A 25,306-nucleotide genomic window follows, 5' to 3' on the forward strand; every position below is an offset into this window, starting at 1 on the left:
TTAAATCTCCTTATGCCGGATGTGGGATAGCTTTTAGGCTTTCTTTAGGTGCACTTACCGTTTTGTACGTGTTGTATGCCATTAGGAACATACCAGATAGGAAGATAAATCCGCCTAGGAAACGTACAAAGTAGAACGGATAAGACGCTTCTACAGATTCAACAAAACTGTAAGTTAGCGTACCGTCAGAGTTAACCGCGCGCCACATAAGACCTTGCATTACACCAGAGATCCACATCGCAACGATGTAAAGAACGGTACCGATTGTTGCTAGCCAGAAATGCACATTAACTAGACCAACAGAGTACATACGCTCTTGGCCAAATAGGCGAGGTACCAAGTGATATACAGAGCCGATAGAAACCATCGCAACCCAACCTAACGCACCAGAGTGAACGTGACCAATGGTCCAGTCTGTGTAGTGAGAAAGTGCGTTAACCGTCTTAATCGACATCATCGGGCCTTCAAAGGTAGACATACCGTAGAACGACAGTGAAACGATTAGGAAACGTAGGATAGGGTCATAACGAAGCTTATGCCATGCACCAGATAACGTCATAATACCGTTGATCATACCACCCCAAGAAGGAGCAAATAGAACCAGCGACATAACCATACCTAGAGACTGAGTCCAGTCTGGTAGCGCTGTATAATGAAGGTGGTGAGGGCCTGCCCAAATATATAGAGAAATAAGTGCCCAGAAGTGAACGATAGATAGACGGTAAGAATAAACAGGACGTTCAGCTTGTTTAGGAACGAAGTAGTACATCATACCTAGGAAACCAGCGGTCAGTAGGAAACCTACCGCATTGTGTCCATACCACCACTGAACCATCGCATCCACTGCGCCCGAGTAAATCGAGTAAGATTTACCAAGTGACACAGGAATAGCCATGCTGTTCACGATGTGAAGTACTGCTACTGTGATAATAAAGGCACCGAAGAACCAGTTTGCCACATAAATATGTGACGTGTTTCGCTTCACTAGTGTGCCGAAGAACACCACCGCATATGATACCCATACTAGCGCAATTGCGATATCAATAGGCCATTCTAGCTCAGCATACTCTTTACCCGATGTTAAACCGAGAGGCAAAGTAATGGCTGCTGCCAGGATGATTGCTTGCCAACCCCAAAAGGTGAAGGCAACGAGTGGGCCACCAAAAAGACGTGTTTGACATGTGCGCTGTACAACATAATAAGACGTTGCGAACAGAGCACTGGTACCAAACGCAAAAATTACCGCATTAGTATGCAGTGGACGTAAGCGACTGTACGTCAACCACGGCGTATCAAAGTTTAGCTGTGGCCAAACTAATTGAGCGGCAATCAAAACACCAACAGCCATACCAACTATGCCCCATAAAATGGTCACAAGGGTAAATTGGCGAACGACTGTATAGTTGTAGTTTTGTTCAAGCTGCTTTACTTGGCTCATTTGCATGCTTCCAATTTCTAATTAACTACACTTTTACTTCCAACACGACTTGCGTCGTAACACCACCCAAGTAAACTCTAGAATTCAAGTGTTATCATCACCTTATTTCCATTGCTGACTTTAATAAAAAGTGGCATTTTCAGCGTGACACTATACTTGAATTAACAATTCAATGACAGGGTAGTAACCTTACTGGACCTCTGGAAATCATTTTTTATTTAAAAAGTTTGAAGTTTGTAACAAGGATATTAGTAATTATGCCTGCACAAAAGTTAACAAAGGCGCGACTTGCACAAATCTTAATCATGCTCAGTGTTTTAATAGGCGCATTTTTCTGGCGTACCTTTACACACGAGAGTGTTAATAGCGTTGACTGTTCACAAAAAGAACGATGCGATGTAACAATTGAAGGAGAAATAATCACGATTAATCGTGACTCAATGGGAATTTCGCTCGAAACGACAGAAAGTAGCACTCTAAAAATTGATCTAAATCAATCTGGTAATTTTATCAATCTCAACGAAAAGCATAAGTCAGTAGAATGGGACATCATGCCTGAATCGAAAAAAATCACCTTTAAAAAAGGTGAAAACATTGTTGTAGTTCAATTATAAATACGATCTATCACGAGATAATCGTAACTTATTAATGAAATTAACACCTTCTTACCTAGAGAAAATTGGTTGGAATGGTATAACAGCAGAGTGATATCCAATTATAAAATCGTATGCATTGCCAATCAGTTTTTACTCATATTAAAGATGAAGACTCAGCGATAAAAACGCTCAGGTCTGAATTGACACAACAGAACTTGTCTTACGTGATGTGTTACTACACGGAAGAATACAATTTCGAGTTGATTCGAGAAGCGTTTCTTGCGCATTTTCCTGGTGTGCCTTTTCATGGCGCCAGTTCATGTCAAGCCGTAATGACAGATCAGGGCTTTCATACAGGACCAGTAATTGCGGCACTTGCTGTTTATGATACAGGTCCTCATGCTTATGGTACTGGTATTTCTAATCACAACTCAGGTGACAGCGTCACCAAGGCTTTGGATATGGCCCTTGAGAACGCAAACCGTGTAGGAGAGGTACCAAACTTAATTCTACTTCATGCTACACCAGGGCAAGAGGAATCAATCATTGCGTCTATAGATGAAAGATTTGGAACTCTAATTCCAATTATTGGTGGTTCGGCCGCTGATAATAACATCGCTGGGAAATGGTCTGTGATAACCGCCCAAGGCTCTCAAACTTCAGGTTTAAGCTTAACTCTCTTTTACTCCTCTCAACCTGTTGATATCGCTTTTAGCGCTGGGCATACACCAACTAATATCAAAGGTGTTGCAACCAAGACCAACGATAGATGCTTACTTGAAATTGATAATGAACCTGCGCTCAATGTTTATAGAAGGTGGACAAATCACCAGGATAACCAAGTAGGTAAAGATAATATGCTGTTTACAAACTCGAGTGCTTATCCATTAGGGCGGATCGCAGGTCATCTCTATGATCGCCCATATTACAAGTTATCCCATCCGATCCGTGAGACGCCAGATGGTGGAATCGAGTTGTTTACACGAATAGAAGAGGGTGACGAGCTCACATTAATGAAAGGAAGTCGTGAGCATCTCGTTGCGCGCGCTGCAAAAGTCGTCAATGCCGCTTTTAACCAAAAATTAGAAGAGTCTCGAAAAATTGGAGTGATAAATATCTTTTGCGCAGGTCCCATGTTGCACTTAATGCAAGACATGAATAGCGTTTGTGAACAAATTAACCAAGAACTAGAACATTTGCCTTTTATTTGCCCTTTTACTTTCGGCGAGCAAGGTAGATTTATTGGTGGTGAGAATGGACATGGAAACCTGATGATTTCATCGGCTATATTCCATAAACCTTATGAAAGATAAATACTTAGACATATATCAACAGGAAGCGCTTCAAGAAGCGTTAGTTGAGCTAAAGCAGGCTAGACAAAGAGAACGACTACTCGCTGATGAAAACAAGGCCATTCTTTCCGCGATATCTGCGATGAGTGAGGCAAAGAATCGGCATGAGATATTTACGGGATTAAACAATGTCCTCAAAAAGTACATCAACTTCGATGATTTTATTGTACTGACTCGTGATGGTGAACGATATCCCTTCAAGACATTGATATCAACTAATAGCGTATTTGATAATGTATCCTGGTTACACGGTAACACCTATCAAAGAGCTCTCAATGGTGAATGCATTCTACTGTTCGAGCCAGATAAACTCGCTGAGTTTGTTAACTTAAACAGCTTTATAAAAAGCCATGTAAACTCGGTCGTTTTAACTGGTATACGTTCAGAAGTAACGCAAACCGTAATCCTACTTATTGGAGCTCAGAAAGGGCACTTTAGCATAGAGAATAAGGAAACCTTGAGGCGGTTTCGTCCCTTAATTGAAAGGGCGGTCATTGATATCGAGACCAAAGAGAAGTTACAACGTATCGTTGAAGTAAGAACAACTCAGCTCGCTAAAGCAAGAGAAGAAGCAGAGCTTGCGAACCGGTCTAAGTCGGAGTTCTTAGCGATGATGAGTCATGAAATAAGAACCCCTTTAAATTCCGTTCTTGGAATGCTAGATATACTGAAGCAATCAACCTTGTCAGAAGAACAAATTGATGCTTTGAGCCAAATGGAGTGCTCTGCAGAGTTACTTCTCGCGATAATCAGTGACATTCTTGATCTTTCTAAAATCGAGTCAGGTCGCTTTCAGCTCAATGAACAATGGATTAACTTAAGAGACACTGTCACTTTTGTTATTTCTCAGCAAAAACAAATAGCTAAGAAGAAAAATCTTAAATTCAAGCTCAACTGTACTGTCACTAATGACAAACAATTTTGGATTGACTCCACGCGGTTATCTCAAATTCTGTTTAATCTAATAGGGAATGCAATAAAGTTTACAGACGAAGGTGAAGTAAAAGTTTCTGTATCTGAGCAAGATGCTGAACTTGTGATCTCAATATCTGACACTGGAATTGGTATATCTAAAGCAAAGCAAGAGCACTTGTTTACGGCATTTCATCAAGGAGACCGTTCCATCACGAGACGCTTCGGTGGTACAGGACTGGGGCTCGCAATAACCAAGCATTTAGTTGAAATGATGCGTGGCAAGATTGCCGTTAAAAGTGATGAGCATGTTGGTTCAACCTTTACGATTTCGATTCCAGTTTTGACTCGTTGCAATCAAAATCGTCCAGTTAGAATCGAAACCAATCAACCGACAAAAGCAATGGAACTTCTCGTCGTAGAAGATACCGAGTCGAATCAGTTCGTAATAAAGCTTATCTTAAATAAGCTTGGCCATAATGTTCATATCGCAAGCCATGGAGCAGAGGCATTAACATTTTTAGAAGAGAATGAGGATTTAATCGATTTGATTCTCATGGATGTCTCGATGCCAGTGATGGATGGAATTACCGCAACAAGACTTATTCGAGATAAAGGCCTCAAGACTCCAATTATAGCGTTAACTGCACATGCGCTAGAAAGCGATAGAGATAAATGCCTGGATGCCGGGATGGACGGATTCATTTCCAAGCCAGTTAGAAGACAAGATATCTTTGAAGCTATACAGTCATTTCAATAACTAAAAAGGCGTTAATATAGATCTTAACAATCGATAGATTATTAAGATCTATATTAAGTATTTTATGGTAAATAACTATTATGTTTAATACTAACGCCCTTAAATTTAAAATCTGCAAGGGAATAGGAGCATACTCAGACAACATTTAGCGTACGGCGATATACAATTTAACATAACACATATAATGCGCACTGTAATAGTGATTCCTGTGGACTTGCAATCACTAAGGCTAATCCAGTGCAAGCCATTGAGATTCCTGACAATCCAAGCCCATTAAACTTTTTTGCAATTCCTTCCCATACTGCTTTTATCTGCGGATTATCATTGCGATCAGCGTGACAACCCAACAATGCAATCTCAGGGTCTAAACCTGATTGCTCTGCAAGAAAAATTGCTTGTGTATCAGTCATATAACGCTTTCCTTTGCGGAAATCACTGATTCTCTGCGGCGGCACATTCATATCCGCTGCAATTTGTTTGTCTTGTACGTAACTTTGAGCCTTTTTGTAGGCATCTAATAGTTTGTTCTGATACATACCGCTTCCTCCATTTCCGTCAGTTTAGCTTATCAATCACCATTTTTGGTGTCTTGCACTAACCAATTTTGGTGATTACGCTACTAACCAAATTTGGTTATTCAATCAGTATCAGACCGCCTTAGCTCTGGGCGTTTGCCCTTGACGCTTTCGCGCTTGGCTTTGGCGGTCGCTCTCTCAACTAGTCAAGGTGGTTGATTATGGAACGCGACAAAACATTTGAACTGTTATGTATGTTAGCTGGACTACTAGCTATCGCGTTTGTTTTCTATGGCCGCTCGAATTTCGAAGTTCCTGCGAGCACTTACGCTCAAGTTCAACGCTGGGTTGAAAAAGAGCCATCCGCTATTCCAATGCTTAACGAGTTCATGGCTGACGGTAAGCTTACACAAAACGAAGTTAGTGAACTTCGTGTTTACGTGAAAGACGCACCAAAACGCGCTCTTATTTCAAAAACGGTTGAGGCTCAAAATAATGCGTGAACTTGTTGTTGATTTGGCATCAGGTAAACAAGAATGGATTGATTTTGTTCCTGTCCATTCTTGGGCTTCATGTGAGCACATTCCTGATAACTTATTCGACCATCGTTTTGAGTACGTCGACCACAGATTCACAACGCCTGAGGATTTCATTCCGTCGACAGTGAAATCGGCAATGAGTACGTCAATCTACTCACACGACCTGTCAGAATTTATTGAGCGCCCTACTTCTAACCCTTGTTTGGACTTGCCGAAATCATTACACCGTAACGGCGACTTCGCTCGACATATGACACGCGCTTACACCGACATTCTGAAAACACGCAACGCTCTGGAAGCCGTTCGCGCAGTTAACGACGCTCACGACCGTTTGACTGAGCACGGCTACAGCTACGCGATGTCGGATGAACAAATTACCAACCTAGCCAAGCGCAAATCACGCGATTTTTCTCGCGTGTTAAGTGCAATTCCGCTTGAAGAATCACAAGCGCGTTTTGATAAAGCGTGTCAGCTTCTTGATTCATTAGGCTTGGCATTCTCACCTGAGCAAATTCAATACGCAGAAAACAACTGTGAGCTTTTCGCATTGGTAAACCGTGCCCTTGATGAGCATTGGCTTGTTCGTCAACTGCGCCGTAAATGTGCTTACGAGGTTGAATGTGTTGCGCGTGATTTAGCGCTTGTTCAACGCCGTAAGCAAGTTTACTGCTCGGATTTTTCTCTAAGCCGTCAACGTGATCGCAATACGTCTAACCGTATCGCGCTAGAAAACACGATTGCTTACGATGAGGCTGACCCGTCTAACTACTTCACACTCAGTGAGCTATCCGCTAAGTCGGTTTCTAACGCTGAGATTCGCCGCGCAGAAATGTTCGTTCGTCTGCGTGGCTTTGAGGAAATCGCTCAAGAATCGAATCACGATGCGGTGTTCTTCACGGTAACGGCTCCGTCTCGTTTCCACTCTGTTTCTAAGGGTGACATCAACCCGAAATGGCTTGAGGCTGGCAAGCCTGATGCGAAAGCGGCTCACGCTTACCTTATGGGCGTTTGGGCGAATCTTCGCAAGTCGATTGATAAAAGCAAAATCAAGGTTTACGGGATGCGCATTGTCGAGCCTCACCAAGACGGCACACCGCATCACCACTTGTTGCTTTTCATGGAAAAATCCGCACGCAAGTTCGTGACGTCTGAGTTTCGTCGTCTCGCTATGGCTGACTCGCCAAACGAAAAAGGCGCAAAGAAAGCCCGTTTCAAAGCGGAAGTTATCGACTGGTCGCAAGGTTCAGCCGTTGGTTATGTCGCTAAGTACCTGAGTAAAAACATCGACGGTCAGCACATTGATTCTGACAAAGGTTCGTCTTTGTCTGGCTCGGATGCGGCGGAACGTGTCGTGACTTGGGCGCGTGTGAATCAAATTCGACAATTTCAATTTATTGGTGGTCCATCTGTCACGGTATGGCGTGAGCTTCGTCGTCTTCGTGATGAATTCAAAGAGGACGATGCTTTGTTTACAGATTTATCTCAAGACGAACACTTTCTATTAGAAACGGTTCGCCGCTCTGCTGATGAGGGCGACTGGAAAGCGTTTTGTTACGCAATGGGCGGCGTGTTCGTTAAGCGCAAAGACCAACCAGTAAAAGCGGAATATTCCGTTTCAACCTCTATCGAAAAATTGATTGCTTCGGGCGGTGAATACTCATCAACTCGTTACGGCGATATGGCTCAAGCGCGTTTGAATGGCTTGATGTTCCATAAGATTTTTATCGCGACTCGCTTCCGTACTTGGAAGACCGAGAACAAACAACAATTCATCCGTGCTCAACAAGGGATCATGTCTAACGTGGTCGATTACTTCGACGCGCTAGAACGTGAAAAAGAGTACGAGCGTATGTATGACGACCTTTACGAGCAATACGAAAAACACCTAGCGCTCTATGACGAAATGGAAGCGCTGTTGCTCACCGACCCTCAGGAAATTAATGCGTCGTGTTGGGTGGGCGCAGCCCCGCCCGACATGATGCATTAATTTCCCTTGGACTTGTGTCAATAACTGTCATTTCAATTTTCAACTAACCAACAACGTAAAAATAAGGGCAAAACACTATGAGAATGGAAGGTTTAATTCTAGATGTTTCGGACATCGTTCAAGAAACCAAAACAGACCGTAATGGCGAACAAAAGCAAAACGGCAAGCTGCGTCTCATCACGACCAATCCAACAGACACCATTGAAGTGCGTGTGTCTCCTGAGCTTTGGGAAAACGGCAAGGCTGGCGAACTGCTCAAGCGCTGCGTGGGTAATCGCATGATGTTTGATGTGGAACACAAAAAATTCAGCTTTGGTAACGATGAGGGTAAACACGTCTCTATCGACGGTTTCCACCTCTACGCCCTACCTCAACTTAATGAAAAGTAAGGGCTAAATCATGACCGAGACGCAATTTGCAGAGCTAATGGCTCGACTCGATAACTTTCAGTTAATGGTGTTCTTAGGCATTTGCTTCTTGTTAGTTGCGCTCGGTTGGATGGTCGGAGGGCAAAGATAAATGCTGTCAATAGAGTTTATGCTCGGCTGTTTTGGGGCAGCATTTATCCTTGGCTTCTCGATTGGTTTCCACATTCTTGGATTCAAGAAAGCGGCTGAGGTTTCAACTTCTTCATAAACAAAACATAGGAAATAAGACTATGGAAAAGCAAAGCAAAGTACGCGCAGCAATGGCTAAGTCTGGCGCAGTAGTAACAACAAAACGTGCGACATTTGGTGGTGCACTTCTTATGGCGGCATCTGGTGCACATGCAGCATTGCCAGATCAGGCAGCGCAAGCATTCGCTGATTTAAGCACGTTTGTTACTGACATGCTTGCCTCTACTTGGACAATCGCTGTTCCACTAACGGTTGGTTTCATCGGCATCAAGCTATTCAAGAAAGGTGCAAACAAAGCAACGTAATTCTAACGACTGCTTTATACACCCATTGGTCAACGCCTCCGAATGGGGGCGTTATTTTTCACGAGGAATATTTACAAATGAACATTAAACAAAGCATAGCGTCACTGATTATTTTACTGGGTGTTTTGTTTAGTGCTTTTAATGTAAGCGCCGCTCAACCTACTTACAGCGCTAGCGATGTTGCCGCTTATCCTAACTGTAACTTGTCCTTGGGTAAAAGGGTTAACCCTTACTCGTATGTTTCTTGTTATGAAAATAAGTTTGTTAACTACAAAGACTTCTATACGACATCATGCTCTATAGAGAGTAGTAAATTCGCTTTGATGATTATTTGTAACACAACCAGTCCCAGTTACCCGAGATATCACGCTGCAACGTTTCTTCATCGTACCGCTAAGTGTCCAGCAGATCATGAAAGAGTAGAAGATGGTGACGGTTACACCTGTGAGCCTATCGTTCCTGCATGTGAGTTTGGTGAAAACCCTGACGGCACTTGTATGGATGCCTGTCAGTTCAAGCTATCCATTGATGACAAACAATCACTTCACTGGTCGGCTTATGTTTATGGTGAGCAAGTGACGGGGGCATGTTATGGCGATTTTGGCGCAACCCGTTGTGAGCTTGAGCGTATTCCAAATGACACTACGCTTTGTACCGATGTCGACTCCGGTGAGTTCACTCAAAACACGCGATGTCACGGTAAGTTTCAATTCACTGGTAATCAGTGTGATGGTGGTACGCTGTTTTGGGGTAAAGATGGTCCTGACACCCCTATTATTCCCGATGATCCAATTCACGACCCTGACGACCCAACGGGCGACATCGAAGACCCTAGCGTATTGCCTGACGGCTCAACCAATACGGTTAACCCACCCGATACTGACGCGGAGCCAGAAGTCGAAGACCCTGACACGGATGAATCAACCGATAAAGGCGTTGTCAGTGCGATCAAAGGGCTTAATTCGGATGTGAACAAAGCACTCAACGCGCTAAATGTCGACCTCAATCAATCGAGCGCTGATATTCAAAACCAAATCATTGCGCTTAATGCGTCGATGGTGACTAACACCCAAGCGATTCAAAAGCAGCAAATCAACGACAACAAGATTTACGAAAACACTAAGGCGCTGATTCAGCAAGCTAACGGTGACATCACGACGGCGGTCAATCGAAACACCAATTCTGTCGGTGAGGTGGTTAAGGGACTCGATGATCTGCAAACCACTAACGCTGATGGATTTGCGGAGTTATCGGACAAGCTCGACGACCTCAAGCCTTGTGAGCCTACCGAGGAAAACAACTATTGTGAAAACCCTCATGGTTTAGGTTCGGATTATGTCGGTGATGTACTGACTCAAGCGGATAAAGCCGTGTCCGGTGCGATGAATTCCTATGAAAAGACCGTGACCGATGCGGCAAACGATTTGATTGAGAAGAATCTGACGGCGGAGTCTGAGGGGCATATTAATGCTATATCGGATTCGTTTTTGAGTGTGTTACCTAAGCCTACACCCTGCATGAATCTATCCTTGCCTACGCTTGGCGGTGGTCGCGCTTCTATCTCTTGTGAGTTTTCGCAGAAACTCAAAATGATCATCTCAATTCTGATTTACATCTACACGATTAAGACGCTTGTTGAAATCCTGCTGACTGAGGTCACGCCTGTACCAAGTAACAAGCCAGGTTCGGGGAGATATTACTAATGATTCAGTTATTACCAATTGTCAGTACCATTGGGACGGCGCTGCGCCTCCCTGCTCTGGTTGCCTTTATCTCTCAGATAGCGACCACGTTATTTGGTTGGTTCTTCATTGCGAAAGCACGAAACGTCACGATTAACTTGGTCATTTTAACGCTGCTAATCGGTTTAACCGTCACCCTCACCTTGGCGATTTACACCCTTGCAACGGGTCTGTCTTATGTTGCGCCTCCAATGTGGTCACAAGCAGCGGGTATGTTCATCCCTAATAACGCTGTGCCTTGTGTGAGTGCGATTTACTCGGCGCGTCTGTTGCGTTGGGTGTGGGAGTGGAAGTTCTACGCGATTGTGAGGGCGGCGTAATGGCATCGGTCTACTTTGTCACGGGTAAGCTCGGCTCAGGCAAAACACTAACGGCAGTCGGTAAGATTCGTGAGGCGTTTATGCGTGGTGTGCCTGTGGCGACAAACCTCGATATCAACTTGAAAGAAATGCTTGGACGCGATAAGCGCAACACTCGCCTTTATCGCTTACCGGACAAGCCTCAAGTGGAAGATTTAATGGTGATTGGTTCGGCAAACAAAAGCTATGACACTAAAAAAGACGGCTTGATTGTGCTCGATGAGTGCGGAACGTGGTTTAACTCGCGCACATGGAACGACAAGAATCGACAAAAGTTAATTGATCACCTTTTGCATATTCGAAAGCTTGGATGGGATGTCATTTTCATAGTTCAAGACATTTCGATTGTTGATAAACAAGCGCGTCTCGCACTTGCTGAACACACCGTATTTTGTCGCCGCTTAGACCGTCTTCAAGTCCCTATCATCTCGACGGCGGTATCCGTTCTGACGCTCGGTCAACTCAAGTTGAAAATGCCCAAGTTGCACGTTGGCATCGTGAAATATGGTGACAACGCGAACTCGCTCACCGTCGATAAATGGATGCTCTGGGGTACGGACTTATACAGTTCTTACGACACTAAGCAGATGTTTAGGAACAACTATGAGGACGGCGTTTTTTCAGTATTGCCGCCCTACTATACCCACGGACGTTACACTGTCCCGTATACGTTGAGAAATATCATGCGCATTACGAAAATCTATCTCCGCAAATACTCTCGATTCAGTGTGTTTGCGGCAGGTGTCGCCGTCTCGTTTGCGGTGTTCACCTTAGTTGGCACGCCGAACATGTCGACGGAACCCGAAACGGCTCAAGCATCGGAGCCTCGCGAGTCATTGAGTGACTTGCTCGACGGCTATCGAATCGAATCGTCAATGAATCCCCCAAATGTAGCCCCGTCTTTTGTGCTCGTTAAGGACGATGTGCGTCTGTCGTCGTCGCAACTATACGCAAAGGGCTTTACGGCTCAATCTAACGGCTCTTGCTCCATTACGGTGAGTGGCAACGGTCAATCATTCAAAGTCATGTGCTAGGGAATAAGGTGCGCTTTATGTCATGGATAATCGCAAAACTCACAGCTTTTCTTTCAAAAAAACAAAAAGAATTTTATTACGCCGGAGGCTCACTGCTCACGCGCACATTACTTACTATGCGCTGTGGTAAAGTTGAGAAACAAACAACGGCTTGTTCCAACTTTTCCACATCCAGCATTACCGTCTTTCTGCTCGCGTGCACCCTGCTCGGCTCTCCTGCTTTTGCCGCCACCTCTGCGCCCTTTGAGGCAAAAAACACACCGATTGGAGACTTTGCATCGTGGTTCTCGGTTCACACTGGAAACACAGTTGTGCTCGGTCATGGTGTCACTGGTGAGGTCAGCTTTACCGCGCCGGATTTGAAAGATGAGGACTATCCAGCCTTTTTCCTTTCGGTGCTTCGTGCGCATGGTTACGAGCTTACGCATGACCACGGCGTTTTTACCATCATTGCTGACGCCAACAAAGTGGAGACGTTCGAACCCTCTCAAGTGAAGTTGTACTTCTTTGAGAATGTCCGAAATACCAAGGTCGTTGATTTGATTTCCTCGATGCTTGCTGCAACGCAGAATCAAACACTGAACAATAAAGCAATTAAGAATTACAAGGTTGAGGTATTACCGACCACAAACAGCATTATCGTGACTGGCTCTGAGAACCAATTGAAGCACATTGATGTGCTCATCAAAGGGATTGATAGACCACAAAAGCAAGTCTTTATTGAGGCTGTGATTACCGAAACTGAGCTTGGTGATTCTCAGGAAGTCGGCGTGAATATGGACTTGGCACTGAGTGAAGCAGGCTTTGTTTCGCAGCCTACTGCAATCAAGAAAGCCGTTGATAACCTGCTATTTTATGAGGGTGGTGATTTTAATGCGCTTATTAAAGCCGTGTCTAAGAATCAGAATACTAAGCTCCTATCACGACCAAACATGTTCATTATGGACAGAGAGCGCGGTTACATCACGGTTGGCCAGAACGTGCCGTTCCTCACTTCCTCTGAGGTGACAGATGGCGGTAATAGAGTCCAGCAAATCGAACGTAAGGATGTGGGCGTGTCACTTGAGGTAGTGCCTCATGTAATTGGTGATCATGTTGTGCTTCAGATAATGCAAAAATCCGACTCGGTAACGGATTCCTCTATCGCATCCGACATCATCACCAATACGCGAACACTGCAAACCGTGGTCAAGGTCAAAGACCGCCAGACGATCTCTTTAGGTGGTTTGATTTCCCAAGAGCAGCGCGATTCAGTAAGCGGTGTGCCTGTCTTGATGGATGTGCCTTTGCTTGGTGCTCTATTCCGGTCAGAAAAGACCAATACGGTAGATAAAGAACTTAAAGTAACGATAAGAACCACGATACTTTGAGTTAAAAGAAAAGCCGAACAATTGCTGTTCGGCTCTGCTTTAGCTGTACTGTAATGCGTTTTCCAATTCTCTACACTTTATTATCGTGTCACGTTCTAACACGGTTGCGATATGTGTTTTGTCATAAGAGCTTCTAGCTTCAAACCGAAGCAACGGATGGTGTCCGTTAAGTGCATTGTTTACGTATATATCTCGTTCTTGTCTCTTCTTCTGCCTATGAGATGAGTCATCCAGCTCGATGACCGCCAAAACTTTTGTGTCTCTATCCGTTATCACGTAGTCCATTCTTTTAGCCCAAGTTCGAGAGTTATCTTTAAAATTGGTCGGTTGAACCAACGCCATCAATGAAACTTGGCTATGAATCACGTATTCATCAGGTATAAGCTCCTGCAACACCCTATAGAATCTGCGCTCTGTCTTGGTGGCCAAGTATGTACTTTTCTTGTGAGGTACAGAATTAGCCTTATTGCCAGTCTTCGGCAGTGCTACTTCGACTATCTTTGGGTTCTTTTCTACAACTTTGGGTTCAAAAGAATGTACGCTGTTTGGTCTTCTAACCGCTGCACCTTGTTCCCATTCGTTAAGCCTACGTTTAGATTTCTTTCCCTTCTTTGTGAATAGATACACAATACACGCTAAGGATATAAGTATCAGTAATTCAGGCACTTTCCGTTCCTCACTCATAAAAAAATGAGTGCATGGTAGCATATCGTTTTTGTTCAGTGTGTTATAGAAATCAGCTTTTATGCGCCCCCGTAGTGTATTACGGGGGTAAATTCCACACTCCATCGGCTATTCCATACATTCATTTCTGTTCAAATCTTTGTATAACCTTACTAGATTGTTTTTACCCTATTGGAACAATGACTTATAATTGAAGTGCATATATTTTTATAAGGATGATACGTTATGGATTGGAGAGATAAAGAGCTATTAAATGTCGAAAAGAGTGATTATCAAGATCCTCAATATACTATTCCAGGAGATTGGATTCATATTCATTCTTATGAAGCTCTTAACATTCTATTTAGATTTGAAAACTCGTTAAGAGTGTTTGTTTATAGCATTCTAAAAAAGTATAAAGGTGCAAACTGGGCAAACACGAATATTAACGAAGACGAGACGATTAGCTCTGCTTATAAGAAAAGGTTCACACAATCTAAGAAGTATGGTTATTTAGGTAATACTGTGTCTTCACCAATGCTGTTCCTTAATAGCGGAGAGCTCGTTTATATTTTAGAAAATGAAAGCACTTGGCAGCAATTTAGTCCCTACTTTTCAGCTGACAGAATGGTGATTGTAAATAAGTTGCTAGAAATAAACGCAATAAGAAACTCATTTGCTCATTTTAGACCAGTGACGGAAGATGATGTAACATTACTTAAACAGAATATAAGTCATGTATTTCATGGTGCAACAGAATACTTTAGAGACCTTTATACAGTAATGAACCCTGTACCAACTAACTTGAATGAAAAATGGTACGTCGAACTTAACAAAATGAACTACAACTTTTCGAGAATTTCTTTCTTACAGTCGAATTCTGGTAGTTTTATCGATATCAGCGTTAAAATCCCACTTGTTGAGATCAGTCAGAGAACCTTAGGGAAATCAACTCTAGTAGTGGAAACAATCAAAATAAATATTGATAAGTTTTTTAAATCAAAGAAAAAGCTGTTGGAGAATGTCATATATGTTACTGACTCATATCATGTAAGTGGCTCTGAAGTTGGGCAAGATAACCTCTTAAGTCTAAGCTGTGGTTATACCTTCTCCTTCATCTTTCATAGAGCAAATCTAAACAAAAACGTTGATGATATTCTGGAACATTTTTTAAAAATGTTCCAAGAGATTGACCACGAGATACAATTAATTTTGAATGACCCTAAAGCTTCTGGATCATATGTATCTAGTATGACGTATTACGGCTCTATTAAAGAAAACAGGCACAGTTTTTCTAATCAAGAGCATAAAAAACCTAATGAAATCGTTGAGTACTGGGGTGAAAAGACATTTTCTATTGGAGACGACATCGTAACACGTAGTCATATGCCTTGGATTGAAGGAAGCATATGCCCGGTAAACTCTAGTTTCTAATAGAAGGCTCCTTTGGAGCCTTTTTTCATAATACATAAGCTTGCATAGGTTTTACTATGCCTACCTTTGCTTTCATTTTTATAGTAACTATTTACATATCTTCTAACAATTAAGGTCCCAAAACCAGTTTCCACTGAATTACAATAACCACAAATTTAATGAGATTAATTTTTGCGGAAATTTAATGCGGATACTTACTTTATTTCTACTTATAGCAACTAGCTTTTTTGCTTCAGCTAAAGAAGAGTGGATACCAGTCCCTAGCTATACATGGGAACAAGATGGCACAGTTATGATGGCATCTTTGAATGAAGATGGCGAGTTAGGAAGGTTTTTTGCTGTTCAAGCTCAGCGCAACTTGAATGGGAAATTGAGCATGTATTTTAATCTAGGAGATACGAGCAGAGATACATGCAATTATAGAAAATCTAAAGATATAAATAACACAAACCAACATAAGCTAGAAGGTGTTGCCATACAAAATTTTAATGGTCAACCTATTAAAATGAATGGATTTTGTGTTAAAGAAAGCGAAGACGCTTATGCATATCTCTATCTAACACCTAAGTCTGATGCAGGAAAGAGTTTCGTTATTAACGCATTTACCAAAAATAATAGCGTTTTAGTCGAAACCGATTTCATCGATGGATTTAAAACAGTATCTTTTACTGCTTTAGGGTTTTCTAAATTCTGGAATAAAGAAAACGTAGAAGCTCTTTAAGATTATCAGGCTCCTTGCGGAGCCTTTTTTACATCATTTTCTTTAGTGCTCTAGCATATTTTAATACTTGCCCCGCCGCTTCTAAGTCTGTTAGTGCTCCAATCTCTAATAACGCTATTCCTGTTAATAGTTGTTGAGCCGTAACCAATTGTCCTGTTGGAAGTTCTAATTTGTCATAGTGCATTTTAAAGTGCTCCCATTGTTCTGATGGGCTCAGTTCTCTACCCTTTGTCATTCTCATCAACCGTTTACACTCAGGTGGAATGGTTTTCCCCTTGTCCCATTCTTTGACCGTTCTCACAGTTTTTAAACAAAGTTCAGCAGCTTGTTCGACGGATAAACCACATTCAAATTCACGAAAAATATAGTTTTTAGTCATTTCGTGATACTTCATTGAATAGTCCCTCAAAAGAGAGACATTTTATAGGACTAGCATATGCAATCGCATTCAACATAAGCAGATATAATGCGCACCAAGGAGGGTGTAAACTCAAAGCAATAATGTCCGGTTTTAGCTACTTTAAAATGTCCTCCTAAGATTAACAACATTGTTTGCTTTTGAGGCTTTAACCGAGGTTCCTGTGGACTTGCAATCGCTAGTTTGGTTTGTGGTTATGCTTACGAAGCAAATCAAATCTCTTATTGAAAATTGATGCGCGCTTAGCCCTCGACTTACTGGCGTGTTCTTCCGTAAGTACCTGAATCAATCTATGTATGGTGATGATGGCCAACTCACTGAATTTGCCATTCAATGGCATCACGATTACTAACTTAAGCACTACCAAACAAAAAAGCCTTTCATACTCGCCTCGTACAACAGCAAAAATCAGCTAAACGCTCTAATCGCTCCGCAACGAAATCTGCCAAAAATCACGAGCTCAGTTCACTCGCTCTTAATCAAGGCGTTCTGAAACATTTATAAGCCTGTGGTTATATGGAGGCGAATGTACTTTTCGGGGTATTTGTAACGATAGCGTTTTCCTTTCTTCAAGTTGGACTTAACGTACCTACACACTTTTTGGTCACCACTGCTGGTTACTCTTTTTATTACTACGTTTTTACTTTTGTGCTCCATTTCTATCATGACGTCACAATAACCTTGATAGCCATCAAACTTATTGTCTACTTTCTTTTGAAGCTTAGTCTTAATCTTTTTAGCCAACAGGTTCGTTTCTGAATCGTCAGCAAAAACTGAATTACTTGCAAAGATCAATATCATTAAAGTTACAACGTATCTCATCGTTTTGGTCCGTTTATGTTGTTGATTGTTCAATGATAAGTAATTTTTCTGTAGATACGAAAATGGGACGCCACATTGCGTCCCATTTAACATGATGAAGTAACTGATATGTAATTAAGCGCGCTTCTTGCCTTCGTTTGCTTTGAAGCCCTGGTGCGGAAAAACGTTACGAATCCTCTGTTGAACTTTTTTGGGAATGCCTTTGGAAAAGCTTAAGCGCATTCCTGTTCGTTGGCTATACACCTTCATTTCACCAGTAAACGGGTTATGCTCACTAATATCCTGTAAGTTGTGTTTGAAAGAAGGAGGTAGATGCCCTTTTACGTTACTAATATGGCCATTATCGAACTTTACTTTTAACACCGGCCTATCGACTGCGATCAACCAAAAGATCACGATGGCTGCAATTAAGATTACATATAACATTTGGCACTCCCTATCCTAGCTAGATAGCAATTTACTCAAATCCTCTTTAATTGAGGTAACTTTTTGACTCGCTTTTTCACTTCTCGACGCTTCGGAAAGCAAATATTCAATTGCGTCAGATAACGTACAACCAAGTTCATTCGCTCTACTAGAAAGCTTTTCCCAAACTCGGTAATCTAAATCAATGGATTTCTTCTTTGTATGGACTTGCTCTGCATTGAAGTGACGTTTCCGTTTCGCTCGGATAGCCTGCTTGAGTTTATTATCTAACTCTTCTGACATGTGGTTTTCTATCCAAGCTAAGACAAGTGTAGGCTCGTGTTCAAGGCGTTTTAGTTCTGCGACCGCTGCATCTGCTTCGCTCGTATCAATATGTCGGGTAATCGCTTCACCATCTTTCCATTTTTTGATGAGATACTTCCATTTCCACCCACATTCTAGATTCTCAAGCTGCTGATATTTCATTTGTTCCGACCCATAAACATAACCTAGTGACAGCGTAACCCAGATGGTTTACTTGGGCAAATAAAACTCTTAGAAGTATCGATGTTGATCACTCATTTGTCTAAGTATTGTTCATTGAGAGATGAATGCCGAGAGCAAACCAAATTGGTGCTAGGGTGTTATAGTCCGTTTCGTTATAATGTCGGCAAGATTGAATTACGATGAATTTTAATGAACCAACTTAATTGGCAAGACGTAACACCTTCACTTGAGCAGTACGAAGCACTTTTAAAGTCTGCACCTTCGTTACCAAAGAAGTCTTTTACTGATCTCCAACCGAGAATGTCGGCAACGATATCTCGTTTTTCAAAAATTTCCGGATTGACGCGAGTACTACTCATTAACTGCGTAGATAATTCTGTATATAGAGAGTTCATCAGTAAAGCTCTTCAGAGCCAGTCTAACGCTGCGATAGTTTTTTCGGAATCACTTGATGCCAAACGTTTATTTGACCGTTACAGTGTTGATGTAAGTGGTGATATTGCCTTCCAACCTGGTTTAATTTCACAGGCAGATAACGGTTACTTAATTGTACCGGCTAATCTAATTTTGGCTAACCCAGGGCTTTGGCCAAATATAAAGTCTGCAATTCAACAAAACCTTATCGAGCCACTGAACCTAAGCCCTACTCGTTTACCTACTTCAGTACCGCAAGCTAAAGCTTATGATGTAAAACTGATTGTAACAGGAGAAAGAAGTCAGTTAGCAGAGCTAGAATACATCGATGAAGACTTCTGTTCTGGCTTTGCCATGTATACGGAAGTTGAAGAAGATATTCATCTGTCAGAGCAGAATTTGACAGATTACTTTGGTTTAGTGAACTGGATATGTTCTCAATATCAGCTGCCTCACTTAACTGAATGTGGTTTTAGAAGATTGTTGCTGGCCGGTATGAGATTTACTGAAGATCAACATTATCTGCCTTTAGGAGTAATGTGGCACTCTCAACTTCTAACGCTTGCTAGCCAGTTCAGTGATGGCCACGCATTAGATTACAAGTCGTTAGATAAAGCGATTGACGATAAGTATTACCGAGAATCTTACCTTCCTCAGCGTGCCGTGTACGATATTTTAGATGGACAAGTCATCATTGAGACAACTGGGGAACAAGTTGGTCAAATCAATGGCCTAACCGTTATTGATATGGCTGGGCACCCTGTCAGCTATGGTGAGCCTGCGCGAATATCTTGTGTAATTCATTTTGGTGATGGCGATGTTTCCGATGTTGAGCGCAAAGCTGAGCTTGGAGGCAATCTACATGCAAAAGGCATGATGATTATGCAAGCTTTCTTGAGCTCTGCTCTGAAACTGGATGAACCACTGCCTTACTCAGCCTCCATCGTATTTGAACAGTCTTATAGTGAAGTTGATGGTGACAGCGCATCTCTTGCAGAACTTTGTTGCTTGGTAAGTGCTTTATCTGAATCTCCAATTAATCAACAAGTTGCGGTTACAGGGGCTGTTGATCAGTTTGGTCGAGTGCAAGCCGTTGGTGGCTTGAACGAAAAAATTGAAGGTTTTTATCAGGTTTGTAAACATCAAGGTTTTACAGGAAATCAAGGTGTTGTGATGCCAAAATCAAACCTTAAACACCTTGCATTACATAAAGATGTAATAGAAAGCATTAAAAATGGTGAGTTCCATATTTGGTCCGTTTCTACCGTAGATGAAGCTATTCCGATTGTAATGAATAAACCTTTTAGAGGTGAAGACGATAGCATTATTGGCAAAATAGCGGAACGTATTGAAAACTTTGAAAGACATGAGCATCCAGAAGGAATTGTGCAGCGCATCAAAAACTGGTTTGTCTAGTACTGATCGGAGTTGTTTAGCGTACACGTGTTCACTAAGATGCAGCTATCAAAAATTGGAGTAATTGATAATGCAAAACAAACGTGATTCTTATAACCGTGACGATCTACTTGCTTCTAGCCAAGGCGAACTGTTTGGGCCTGGTTACCCTCAGCTTCCTGCGCCAAACATGCTAATGATGGATCGTGTTACTAAAATGTCTGAGACTGAAGGCGATTTTGGTAAAGGTTTGATCTTGGCGGAATTGGATATTACTCCAGATTTGTGGTTCTTTGACTGCCACTTCCCTGGCGACCCTGTAATGCCGGGTTGTCTTGGCCTTGATGCGATGTGGCAACTTGTTGGTTTCTTCCTTGGCTGGGTTGGTGGCAAAGGAAAAGGTCGTGCTCTGGGTGTTGGCGAAGTGAAGTTTACAGGTCAGATCCTGCCAACAGCGAAAAAAGTGACGTACGAAATCCACATGAAACGCGTTGTAAACCGTAAGCTTGTGATGGGTTTGGCTGACGGTCGTGTATGTGTGGACGGCAAAGAAATCTACGTAGCAAAAGATTTGAAAGTTGGCTTGTTCCAAGACACTTCAAGCTTCTAATCACGATTTTAATCGATTTATTAAGGCTCCTATTTAGGAGCCTTTTTGTTATCGAGTGTTAACCTACTTCCCTATGTCCCTGTAATGTAGAAAAGGCTCCGTAGAGCCCTTTCGAATCCTTCTTTTTGTATGTGGAGAGTTTATTTGTAGAGACCAGATTGTCTTTCATCTCTGGCATCACGCCAACCACCTAACCAATACGACCGAGCATCAACTTGTTGATATGGGCAAGCCTCTTGAGACCTTCCATTCAATCCAGCTTTGTAGCCTTGAGATTGAGCTCGTTCTAGGCGATCACGCTTTTGTCTCTTCATAGTTAATTCCTCATACAGGTCCATTTACTAACGTACAGCTGTTATTGTGAAACTTTGATGGAGTTTTTATGACTCCACTTATAAGAATCGATCAAAGTAGGCAATTTCTCAAGGCATAAAAAAAGCAGAGACTCAAATGTGTGAGCCTCTGCTTGATTTAAAAATTACTGACGATTTTTAACTATTTTCTACGGAACCCCAACAATCCAAGCATGGTCAAAGCTAACCAACCAAGGCCTGCACCTTGACGCTCTGTCGTCGTTGAGTCAATGCTTCGAGATACGATGTCGTCCTTAGTTGCGTCAGCAATAGGTACTAGTTTGACTGCTACAATTTGCTCTTCAGAGCTACATGTCGCATTGTTTGCTGTTGTACTATAACCACCTGCACATTTCATAGCAGTACCAGAGATCACACCTGCATCATTGATATCAGTTGCGTCGATAATACGGAACTGATTGTTTTGTTCAGAGTAATCACCGCCGTTAGTCAAACTGTCTAGGAACCAAGCTTCTCCATTGAATAATGTTGCAGCACGTTCACTAGTCTCGCCACCTACGCTATATGGATAGATAAAACCGCGCTTACGACGTGGCTTGCCATCGTCTTCACGAGTCGTTTCCGCATCAAGTTGCCCGACGATTTCATTGTAAGAGTTGATACCGCCCATCTTACCGCCCGCACCGCTAAAGAAAATGCCAGTAGTTGGGTAAAAAGCGCTAATAGAATCCTTACGAACATCATCTACGATAAAGAGACGATTCGGAGCAGAGCCCGTTGGCATTAAGTATCCGCCCGAACGTTTTGCTTCACCAATAGCAACAAAATTAGAGTTAACGTCGGTTAATCGTGAGTTTGTATGAACCGTATCATCACCCTCGCGCTGTCTAGCTCCTACAACAACTTTGTTTTTCCAAGTTGCGTTTTCAACGCTACCTTCGGCTTCTAGAGTTCCGACAAAAACAGTCGCATTCAGGTAGTTATCATCACTGTAAGTGTTGTAACCTACGCCATAGACCGTAGTTCCATCAGTGACAAGGTCACGCATGCTCCCTTGAGCTAACCTTTCTCCATCTTTAGATGTGCCACTTGGCCAAGCCAATTCACTGACGGTTCCGCTTTGATCCCAAATCGCTGCTTTTGATGTGTGGTGAGATCCATTGGTATTGCTTGCTGTTCGAGAAACACTGCCAACAGTAAAATTGCCGTCTGTGCTCCAAGCATGGCTTTGCACAACACTTGCGTCACCATCGCCAGTAAGAATATTTGGCTCTACTGGTGCAACTACGGTATTTCGTGTTTCTAATGTAGAAGTATTTTCTGTGCTAACTTTACTCTGATTACCGACAGCTGCACCACCCTCGGTAAGCTGGTTGATAACATTGTTATATTCATTTTTATAAGCAGCAGAATCTTCTTCTATGAACGCTAACGCATTAGAAGTAAAGTCTTTACTACGTTCTTTATTCCACGGCGTCCAGTTTACTGAAGCCCATGAGTCACAGGTGGAATAGCGAAGCTGGTTGTAACAGTAACGCTCAAAGTCTTTGAGTTCTTGGATGTAATAAAAGCCAGCGTCTAATCCGAATGGGATTTCTTCACGATAGCTGTTCCCATCCACGGCTTGTGTCGCTGAAATCGGCGTAGTGCGAGTTTCCATTGCAAGTTTAAACTGCTCTGGCGTGCAGTTTGCTGCTGCATCAAAGCAGCCTAAAGCGAAAGGTGAACCTGTTGAAGGATCTGTACCTGCATCGCCCTGTTGAATTGCAACCCCGTAAGCCGTTTGGTAGTCACCGTTTGAACCATGATCCTGAGGTGAAACCTCAACAACTTGATACAATGCCGCCTGTGCGTTCATTGTGGTACCAACCATCATTGCAATGGCGGTCAATTTGAATTTATTACTACAATTCATTGAATTCTTAACTATCCTGTTGCATTGCTTCGAGTTCTTCCCATCTCTCGAATGCGATTTCCAACTCCTGCTCTAGTGCAGCAAGCTGTTCCAATACCGGCTGAGTTTGCTCTACAGGTTTAGCAAAGAACTCTGGATCGTTCACTTGCTCCTGAAGGCTCTCGATATCCGACTCTAATTGTTCAAGTTTAGCTGGTAGAGCCTCTAATTCTCTTTGCAGCTTATACGATAACTTCTTCGAATTGTTCTTAGGTTGCGTAGTTTTGGGAGTTTCCTCAACCACTTTCTCTTTCTTCGTTGGTTTTTCAACCTGACTGCGCGAAGCAAGAACTTGGTCACGCTGCTGTTTAGCATCATGATAACCACCAACGAACTCTTCGATTATACCGTTACCCTCAAAAATCCAGCTGGTTGTTACTGTGTTGTCTACGAACTCACGGTCGTGACTCACTAACAATAATGTACCCTGATAATTGGCAAGCATTTCTTCTAAAAGTTCCAACGTTTCGATATCCAAATCGTTAGTTGGTTCATCAAGAATAAGTAAGTTGTTTGGTTTCAACAAGATACGGGCTAGCAATAATCGGTTTTTCTCACCACCGGAAAGTGCCTTAACCGGGGTTCTGGCGCGCTTAGGTGCAAATAAGAAGTCTTGGAGATAACTCAGCGCATGACGCTGACGTCCCCCAACCATTACTTCTTGTTTCCCATCCGCTAAGTTATCGATCACTGTCTTTTCTGGATCCAAAATCTCTCGGTACTGATCAAAGTACGCGACTTCTAATTTTGTTCCGCAGTGTAAACGACCAGACTGCGCTTCCAATTGCCCTAGTAGCAATTTAAGTACCGTACTCTTACCGCAGCCATTTGGTCCGATAAGTGCAATACGGTCACCACGCATGATGTTAAAGCTAAAGTCGTCGACAATTGTCTTGCCTTCGTAAGCAAAAGATACATTTTCTGCTTCAAATACAATCTTACCTGAACGAGAAGCATCATCGATGTTTAGGTTAACTTTACCTTGAACTTCACGACGGTCACGACGCTCTTCACGAAGTTTTTTAAGGGCTCGAACACGGCCTTCATTACGAGTACGACGTGCTTTAATACCTTGACGAATCCACACTTCTTCCTGAGCTAGTTTCTTATCGAACTCAGCATTTTGCATTTCTTCGACGCGAAGCATTTCTTCTTTGTCATTCAAATACTGTTCGTAATTACCAGGGAAAGAAGCTAATTGACCGCGATCTAAGTCGACGATGCGTGTCGCCATCGACTTGATGAATGCACGGTCGTGAGAAATAAAGATGATCGAGCCTTTGAAGTCTTTTAAGAAGTTCTCTAACCATTCGATCGTTGTCACATCGAGATGGTTTGTTGGTTCATCAAGAAGCAATACATCAGGATCACAAACCAGCGCACGAGCTAAAGCAGCTTTACGTTGCCAGCCACCGGATAGATCGGCCAGTTTGGTTTCTGGGCTTAGTTTTAAAGCGCCAAGTACGTTCTTAACACGGTCATCAAAGCGCCAAGCATTAGAATGATCAAGTTGCTCTTGAACTTTCGCCAAACGGTTAATGTTCTTCTCACTTGGGTCTTGAGCAACAAGATCGAGAAGATCGTGATAGATCTTCAATTGTTCGCCGATTTCAGCCAAACCGCCAGATACGTATTCGTAAACCGTACCCTCTTGATTGCGCGGTGGATCTTGTTCAAGCCGAGAAACTACTACGTCTTGAGTTATTTGAATCTTGCCATCATCCAACAAAATGTCGCCGGCAAGCACTTTCATTAACGTGGACTTACCTGCTCCGTTACGACCAACTAAACAAACGCGTTCGTTTTCTTGAAGAGCGAACTCCGCTTTGTCTAGCAATGGGTGGTCACCAAATGCAAGTTGTGCGTTATGAATGGTAAGTAATGCCATTATTATCCAACCAATGTGTGAGTTGTTCTAAGTCAAACGGCCAGTTCAACTCAGAATCTTGATATTTTAATACGGGTATTGTGACGCCGTAACGAGAAAATAGTACATCATCGAACGCAATATCAATGATATCTGTTTGCTCGGCCAAACCGACTTGGTCTACTAGAGCAAATGCCATCTCACAAAGATGGCATCCCTCCGTGCTATACAATATCAGCACGTATTAATCCTTTTG

General features: G+C 42.6%; 26 protein-coding genes. 15 read left to right on the forward strand and 11 right to left on the reverse strand.

The window, feature by feature from the left end:
* Positions 1–10: 10 nt before the first annotated feature.
* Positions 11–1,438 (reverse strand): cytochrome-c oxidase, cbb3-type subunit I, encoded by a 1,428-nt coding sequence (ccoN, locus tag R7R78_RS02160; RefSeq protein WP_005396488.1) that lies wholly within the window; start codon positions 1,436–1,438, stop codon positions 11–13.
* 257 nt (positions 1,439–1,695) lie between these two features.
* Between ccoN and R7R78_RS02165 the strand changes: the two genes are divergently transcribed.
* From R7R78_RS02165 to R7R78_RS02175, 3 genes are all read left to right on the forward strand, one after another.
* Positions 1,696–2,052: a hypothetical protein gene (locus R7R78_RS02165; RefSeq protein WP_005377473.1), complete on the forward strand. Its 357-nt coding sequence runs from the start codon at positions 1,696–1,698 to the stop codon at positions 2,050–2,052.
* A gap of 113 nt (positions 2,053–2,165) precedes the next feature.
* Positions 2,166–3,347 carry an FIST signal transduction protein gene (locus R7R78_RS02170; RefSeq protein WP_017634895.1) on the forward strand — a complete coding sequence of 394 codons (1,182 nt, stop codon included), beginning with the start codon at positions 2,166–2,168 and terminating at the stop codon, positions 3,345–3,347.
* Positions 3,337–5,058, forward strand: coding sequence for an ATP-binding protein (locus R7R78_RS02175; protein ID WP_158156477.1), 1,722 nt, complete (start codon positions 3,337–3,339; stop codon positions 5,056–5,058). The genes R7R78_RS02170 and R7R78_RS02175 overlap by 11 nt, the downstream gene beginning before the upstream one ends.
* 167 nt (positions 5,059–5,225) lie before the next feature.
* On the opposite strand, the gene R7R78_RS02180 is transcribed toward R7R78_RS02175, so the two are convergent.
* Complete coding sequence (locus R7R78_RS02180) at positions 5,226–5,594, reverse strand: DUF3693 domain-containing protein (protein WP_031849321.1); 369 nt, start codon at positions 5,592–5,594, stop codon at positions 5,226–5,228.
* A 200-nt stretch (positions 5,595–5,794) separates the two neighbouring features.
* On the opposite strand from R7R78_RS02180, the gene R7R78_RS02185 reads away from it, so the two are divergent.
* From R7R78_RS02185 to R7R78_RS02220, 8 genes are all read left to right on the forward strand, one after another.
* Positions 5,795–6,076 carry a hypothetical protein gene (locus R7R78_RS02185; RefSeq protein ID WP_025787611.1) on the forward strand — a complete coding sequence of 94 codons (282 nt, stop codon included), beginning with the start codon at positions 5,795–5,797 and terminating at the stop codon, positions 6,074–6,076.
* Positions 6,069–8,099 (forward strand): replication endonuclease, encoded by a 2,031-nt coding sequence (locus R7R78_RS02190; RefSeq protein ID WP_225472928.1) that lies wholly within the window; start codon positions 6,069–6,071, stop codon positions 8,097–8,099. The genes R7R78_RS02185 and R7R78_RS02190 overlap by 8 nt, the downstream gene beginning before the upstream one ends.
* An 83-nt stretch (positions 8,100–8,182) precedes the next feature.
* Positions 8,183–8,488, forward strand: a complete 306-nt coding sequence (locus R7R78_RS02195) for a hypothetical protein (protein ID WP_005389159.1) — start codon at positions 8,183–8,185, stop codon at positions 8,486–8,488.
* A gap of 269 nt (positions 8,489–8,757) precedes the next feature.
* A complete protein-coding gene (locus tag R7R78_RS02200) occupies positions 8,758–9,021 on the forward strand; it encodes a major coat protein (protein WP_140104866.1) in 264 nt (87 codons plus the stop codon).
* Positions 9,022–9,098: 77 nt separating this feature from the next.
* Positions 9,099–10,724 (forward strand): methyl-accepting chemotaxis protein, encoded by a 1,626-nt coding sequence (locus tag R7R78_RS02205; protein ID WP_225472929.1) that lies wholly within the window; start codon positions 9,099–9,101, stop codon positions 10,722–10,724.
* On the forward strand, positions 10,724–11,083 hold the full coding sequence (locus R7R78_RS02210) for a DUF5455 family protein (RefSeq protein WP_024701224.1): 360 nt from the start codon (positions 10,724–10,726) through the stop codon (positions 11,081–11,083). The genes R7R78_RS02205 and R7R78_RS02210 overlap by 1 nt, the downstream gene beginning before the upstream one ends.
* On the forward strand, positions 11,083–12,156 hold the full coding sequence (locus R7R78_RS02215) for a zonular occludens toxin domain-containing protein (protein WP_225472957.1): 1,074 nt from the start codon (positions 11,083–11,085) through the stop codon (positions 12,154–12,156). Before R7R78_RS02210 ends, R7R78_RS02215 begins: the two co-directional genes overlap by 1 nt.
* Positions 12,157–12,173: 17 nt before the next feature.
* On the forward strand, positions 12,174–13,526 hold the full coding sequence (locus tag R7R78_RS02220) for a secretin N-terminal domain-containing protein (protein WP_225472931.1): 1,353 nt from the start codon (positions 12,174–12,176) through the stop codon (positions 13,524–13,526).
* 39 nt (positions 13,527–13,565) lie between these two features.
* On the opposite strand, the gene R7R78_RS02225 is transcribed toward R7R78_RS02220, so the two are convergent.
* Entirely contained in the window at positions 13,566–14,192 is a 627-nt protein-coding gene (locus R7R78_RS02225) for a DUF2726 domain-containing protein (RefSeq protein WP_225472933.1), read from the reverse strand.
* A 243-nt stretch (positions 14,193–14,435) separates the two neighbouring features.
* Here R7R78_RS02225 and R7R78_RS02230 point away from each other — a divergent pair, with 243 nt between their 5' ends.
* Both R7R78_RS02230 and R7R78_RS02235 read left to right on the forward strand, forming a co-directional pair.
* Positions 14,436–15,623 (forward strand): hypothetical protein, encoded by a 1,188-nt coding sequence (locus R7R78_RS02230; RefSeq protein WP_225472935.1) that lies wholly within the window; start codon positions 14,436–14,438, stop codon positions 15,621–15,623.
* 184 nt (positions 15,624–15,807) lie between these two features.
* A complete protein-coding gene (locus R7R78_RS02235; RefSeq protein ID WP_225472937.1) occupies positions 15,808–16,344 on the forward strand; it encodes a hypothetical protein in 537 nt (178 codons plus the stop codon).
* A gap of 28 nt (positions 16,345–16,372) precedes the next feature.
* On the opposite strand, the gene R7R78_RS02240 is transcribed toward R7R78_RS02235, so the two are convergent.
* From R7R78_RS02240 to matP, 4 genes are all read right to left on the reverse strand, one after another.
* Positions 16,373–16,738, reverse strand: coding sequence for a regulator (locus R7R78_RS02240; RefSeq protein WP_225472939.1), 366 nt, complete (start codon positions 16,736–16,738; stop codon positions 16,373–16,375).
* Between the two features lie 522 nt (positions 16,739–17,260).
* Positions 17,261–17,584: a hypothetical protein gene (locus R7R78_RS02245; protein WP_225472941.1), complete on the reverse strand. Its 324-nt coding sequence runs from the start codon at positions 17,582–17,584 to the stop codon at positions 17,261–17,263.
* A 114-nt stretch (positions 17,585–17,698) separates the two neighbouring features.
* Positions 17,699–18,010 carry a DUF3634 family protein gene (locus R7R78_RS02250; protein ID WP_225472943.1) on the reverse strand — a complete coding sequence of 104 codons (312 nt, stop codon included), beginning with the start codon at positions 18,008–18,010 and terminating at the stop codon, positions 17,699–17,701.
* A gap of 15 nt (positions 18,011–18,025) precedes the next feature.
* Positions 18,026–18,475 (reverse strand): macrodomain Ter protein MatP, encoded by a 450-nt coding sequence (gene matP / locus R7R78_RS02255; protein WP_005396497.1) that lies wholly within the window; start codon positions 18,473–18,475, stop codon positions 18,026–18,028.
* Positions 18,476–18,685: 210 nt separating this feature from the next.
* Between matP and R7R78_RS02260 the strand changes: the two genes are divergently transcribed.
* Both R7R78_RS02260 and fabA read left to right on the forward strand, forming a co-directional pair.
* A complete protein-coding gene (locus R7R78_RS02260) occupies positions 18,686–20,326 on the forward strand; it encodes an AAA family ATPase (RefSeq protein WP_005377458.1) in 1,641 nt (546 codons plus the stop codon).
* Positions 20,327–20,396: 70 nt separating this feature from the next.
* A complete protein-coding gene (gene fabA / locus R7R78_RS02265; RefSeq protein WP_005390081.1) occupies positions 20,397–20,915 on the forward strand; it encodes a bifunctional 3-hydroxydecanoyl-ACP dehydratase/trans-2-decenoyl-ACP isomerase in 519 nt (172 codons plus the stop codon).
* A 140-nt stretch (positions 20,916–21,055) separates the two neighbouring features.
* Here the strand turns inward: fabA and rmf are convergent, their stop codons facing one another.
* From rmf to R7R78_RS02285, 4 genes are all read right to left on the reverse strand, one after another.
* On the reverse strand, positions 21,056–21,229 hold the full coding sequence (rmf, locus tag R7R78_RS02270; RefSeq protein ID WP_005377453.1) for a ribosome modulation factor: 174 nt from the start codon (positions 21,227–21,229) through the stop codon (positions 21,056–21,058).
* A gap of 181 nt (positions 21,230–21,410) precedes the next feature.
* Entirely contained in the window at positions 21,411–23,144 is a 1,734-nt protein-coding gene (locus tag R7R78_RS02275; protein WP_225472944.1) for a DUF3466 family protein, read from the reverse strand.
* A gap of 7 nt (positions 23,145–23,151) precedes the next feature.
* Positions 23,152–25,071 carry an ABC transporter ATP-binding protein gene (locus tag R7R78_RS02280; RefSeq protein ID WP_213893859.1) on the reverse strand — a complete coding sequence of 640 codons (1,920 nt, stop codon included), beginning with the start codon at positions 25,069–25,071 and terminating at the stop codon, positions 23,152–23,154.
* Positions 25,049–25,291 (reverse strand): glutaredoxin family protein, encoded by a 243-nt coding sequence (locus R7R78_RS02285; RefSeq protein ID WP_017821808.1) that lies wholly within the window; start codon positions 25,289–25,291, stop codon positions 25,049–25,051. The genes R7R78_RS02280 and R7R78_RS02285 overlap by 23 nt, the downstream gene beginning before the upstream one ends.
* Positions 25,292–25,306: the final 15 nt, after the last annotated feature.

Source organism: Vibrio sp. 2134-1 (assembly GCF_033339495.1).

What these genes read in the sequence shown, in the direction of transcription:
- ccoN (WP_005396488.1), bottom strand. Translation starts at nt 1,438, where the DNA reads ATGAGCCAAGTAAAGCAGCTTGAACAAAACTACAACTATACAGTCGTT.
- R7R78_RS02165 (WP_005377473.1), top strand. Translation starts at nt 1,696, where the DNA reads ATGCCTGCACAAAAGTTAACAAAGGCGCGACTTGCACAAATCTTAATC.
- R7R78_RS02170 (WP_017634895.1), top strand. Translation starts at nt 2,166, where the DNA reads ATGCATTGCCAATCAGTTTTTACTCATATTAAAGATGAAGACTCAGCG.
- R7R78_RS02175 (WP_158156477.1), top strand. Translation starts at nt 3,337, where the DNA reads ATGAAAGATAAATACTTAGACATATATCAACAGGAAGCGCTTCAAGAA.
- R7R78_RS02180 (WP_031849321.1), bottom strand. Translation starts at nt 5,594, where the DNA reads ATGTATCAGAACAAACTATTAGATGCCTACAAAAAGGCTCAAAGTTAC.
- R7R78_RS02185 (WP_025787611.1), top strand. Translation starts at nt 5,795, where the DNA reads ATGGAACGCGACAAAACATTTGAACTGTTATGTATGTTAGCTGGACTA.
- R7R78_RS02190 (WP_225472928.1), top strand. Translation starts at nt 6,069, where the DNA reads ATGCGTGAACTTGTTGTTGATTTGGCATCAGGTAAACAAGAATGGATT.
- R7R78_RS02195 (WP_005389159.1), top strand. Translation starts at nt 8,183, where the DNA reads ATGGAAGGTTTAATTCTAGATGTTTCGGACATCGTTCAAGAAACCAAA.
- R7R78_RS02200 (WP_140104866.1), top strand. Translation starts at nt 8,758, where the DNA reads ATGGAAAAGCAAAGCAAAGTACGCGCAGCAATGGCTAAGTCTGGCGCA.
- R7R78_RS02205 (WP_225472929.1), top strand. Translation starts at nt 9,099, where the DNA reads ATGAACATTAAACAAAGCATAGCGTCACTGATTATTTTACTGGGTGTT.
- R7R78_RS02210 (WP_024701224.1), top strand. Translation starts at nt 10,724, where the DNA reads ATGATTCAGTTATTACCAATTGTCAGTACCATTGGGACGGCGCTGCGC.
- R7R78_RS02215 (WP_225472957.1), top strand. Translation starts at nt 11,083, where the DNA reads ATGGCATCGGTCTACTTTGTCACGGGTAAGCTCGGCTCAGGCAAAACA.
- R7R78_RS02220 (WP_225472931.1), top strand. Translation starts at nt 12,174, where the DNA reads ATGTCATGGATAATCGCAAAACTCACAGCTTTTCTTTCAAAAAAACAA.
- R7R78_RS02230 (WP_225472935.1), top strand. Translation starts at nt 14,436, where the DNA reads ATGGATTGGAGAGATAAAGAGCTATTAAATGTCGAAAAGAGTGATTAT.
- R7R78_RS02235 (WP_225472937.1), top strand. Translation starts at nt 15,808, where the DNA reads ATGCGGATACTTACTTTATTTCTACTTATAGCAACTAGCTTTTTTGCT.
- R7R78_RS02240 (WP_225472939.1), bottom strand. Translation starts at nt 16,738, where the DNA reads ATGAAGTATCACGAAATGACTAAAAACTATATTTTTCGTGAATTTGAA.
- R7R78_RS02245 (WP_225472941.1), bottom strand. Translation starts at nt 17,584, where the DNA reads ATGAGATACGTTGTAACTTTAATGATATTGATCTTTGCAAGTAATTCA.
- R7R78_RS02250 (WP_225472943.1), bottom strand. Translation starts at nt 18,010, where the DNA reads ATGTTATATGTAATCTTAATTGCAGCCATCGTGATCTTTTGGTTGATC.
- matP (WP_005396497.1), bottom strand. Translation starts at nt 18,475, where the DNA reads ATGAAATATCAGCAGCTTGAGAATCTAGAATGTGGGTGGAAATGGAAG.
- R7R78_RS02260 (WP_005377458.1), top strand. Translation starts at nt 18,686, where the DNA reads ATGAACCAACTTAATTGGCAAGACGTAACACCTTCACTTGAGCAGTAC.
- fabA (WP_005390081.1), top strand. Translation starts at nt 20,397, where the DNA reads ATGCAAAACAAACGTGATTCTTATAACCGTGACGATCTACTTGCTTCT.
- rmf (WP_005377453.1), bottom strand. Translation starts at nt 21,229, where the DNA reads ATGAAGAGACAAAAGCGTGATCGCCTAGAACGAGCTCAATCTCAAGGC.
- R7R78_RS02275 (WP_225472944.1), bottom strand. Translation starts at nt 23,144, where the DNA reads ATGAATTGTAGTAATAAATTCAAATTGACCGCCATTGCAATGATGGTT.
- R7R78_RS02280 (WP_213893859.1), bottom strand. Translation starts at nt 25,071, where the DNA reads ATGGCATTACTTACCATTCATAACGCACAACTTGCATTTGGTGACCAC.